Genomic DNA, 1,685 nt, shown 5'->3' with positions numbered 1-1,685 from the left:
ACCTCGATCTCGTCCCCGCCGAGCGGGAAGCTCGGGCCGGAGCTTTCCGGCATCGAGCAGGGATCGAGCGCGATTCCCATCGTGTGGCAATTGGCATTGGCCTTCCGGGCCAGGCGCTCGGTCTCGTCCAGTGACAGGCCGCGTTCGGCCGCGGCGCCCGCGATCTTGAAGACGAAGAGGTTGCCGGCGGTGCCGCGGCGCCCGGCGCGGTCGCTCTCGGCCGAGTAGGCAGCGTCGTCGGTGGTCAGGACGGTGCGCACGTCGATCCCCTGCGCCGCGGCCATCTCGGCCGCCATGTCGAAGTTCATGATGTCGCCGGTGTAATTCCCGTAGATGTAGAGAAGTCCCGCGCCGCGATGCGCGGCCTCGGAGCAGAGCAGCACCCGGTCGGGCGGTGGCGAGGCGAAGACGTTGCCGACCGCCACCGCGTCGGCCAGGCCGGTGCCGACGAAGCCCAGGAAGCACGGCTCGTGCCCCGCGCCGCCGCCGATCACGATCCCGACCTTGCCCGCGGCCTTGTCGCGTGCGGACACGAGGGAGCGCCCGCTGTCGTCGAGTGCGCGCAGATGGCCCGGATAGGATGCGAGCGCGCCCTGGAGCGCCTCGTCCACCGCGTCGCGGGGGGCGTTCAGGAACTTCTTGATCCGCCGGGGGCCCGCGGGGGAGGCGTCGGCCGGCGCGGGCGGCGCCCGGCGGGAGCCCGGCCGGGGCGGGCGCGGCTCCACGCCATCGGCGCGCAGGAGGCCGTTCGCCGTCTCGGCGTCGGTCACCAGGATGTCGGCATAGCCGCCGCGCAGGGTTGCGAGGATCGCCGGCACCTTGTCGACGCTGCCCGCCACCGCGATCTTCTGTTTCCGGCGCTTGAGGTCGTCCAGCGGCAGGCCGATGATGCGCGCGTCCAGCGGGCCGTCGACCGGCTGCCCGCGGCTGTCGATGAGCCGCCCGATCACCGAGCCCACGGCGTCCGAGAACGTCTGGTGCTGGCGGACCGCCTCGTCGATCAGGCCCGAGACGTGCAGCGTCGATTCCGGCCGCAGGGACGACACCCCGAAGACGATGCAATCGGCGCGGCCAAGCTGTTCGATCTGCTCGGCGATGACCCCTTCCGACAGGAGCGTGTCCCGCACCGCTCGGGTGGACACCAGAGCGGGGGCCGAGATGGGGATGCACCGCGCGTCCAGCCGGTCGGCCATCAGTCGGGCGCAGGCCTCGGGCGTGAAGTCGACGCGACCCGTCGTGCCGCCCGTGGTCTGCACCACCGAGAGGTCGCGCAGGTTGCCGTCCGCTTCCATCGCGGCGGCGACCGCGTGCATGGTCCGGCCCCAGGAGACCGCCAGCGTCATGCCCGACCGCAGATGCCTCGAGACCGCCTGCGCCCCTGCAGACCCGAGCCGGTCGATGAGACTGCGCGGCCCGCCGCGCGAGGGGATCACCATGCAATCGTCGAGCCCGAAATGCTCCGCCACCTGGCGGGCGAGCGACAGGCACCGCATGCGGTCGGCGCTGATGGCGATCTCGACCACGCCGGTGTCGCGGGCCTCGGCGAGGTAGGTGTTCACCGTCGGCCGCGAGATTCCCATCTCCGTGGCGATCTCGTGCTGCGTCAGCCCCTCCTCGTAATAGAGCCACGCCGCCCAGAGCAGCGCGTCGTCGCCGTAGCGGAGGGGGATAGCGTGGTCTGCTGT

General features: G+C 72.0%; 1 protein-coding gene. It reads right to left on the bottom strand.

Translation table 11 applies throughout. From position 1 onward, the window contains the following. Positions 1 to 1,685: dihydroxyacetone kinase subunit DhaK (locus tag RISW2_RS22760; RefSeq protein WP_341872024.1), on the bottom strand; the 1,685-nt coding region annotated here is incomplete at both ends.

The sequence above is a fragment of the Roseivivax isoporae LMG 25204 genome (assembly GCF_000521865.1).
Taxonomy (GTDB): Bacteria; Pseudomonadota; Alphaproteobacteria; order Rhodobacterales; family Rhodobacteraceae; genus Roseivivax; species Roseivivax isoporae.
This window is presented reverse-complemented; position numbering and strand designations above follow the sequence as displayed.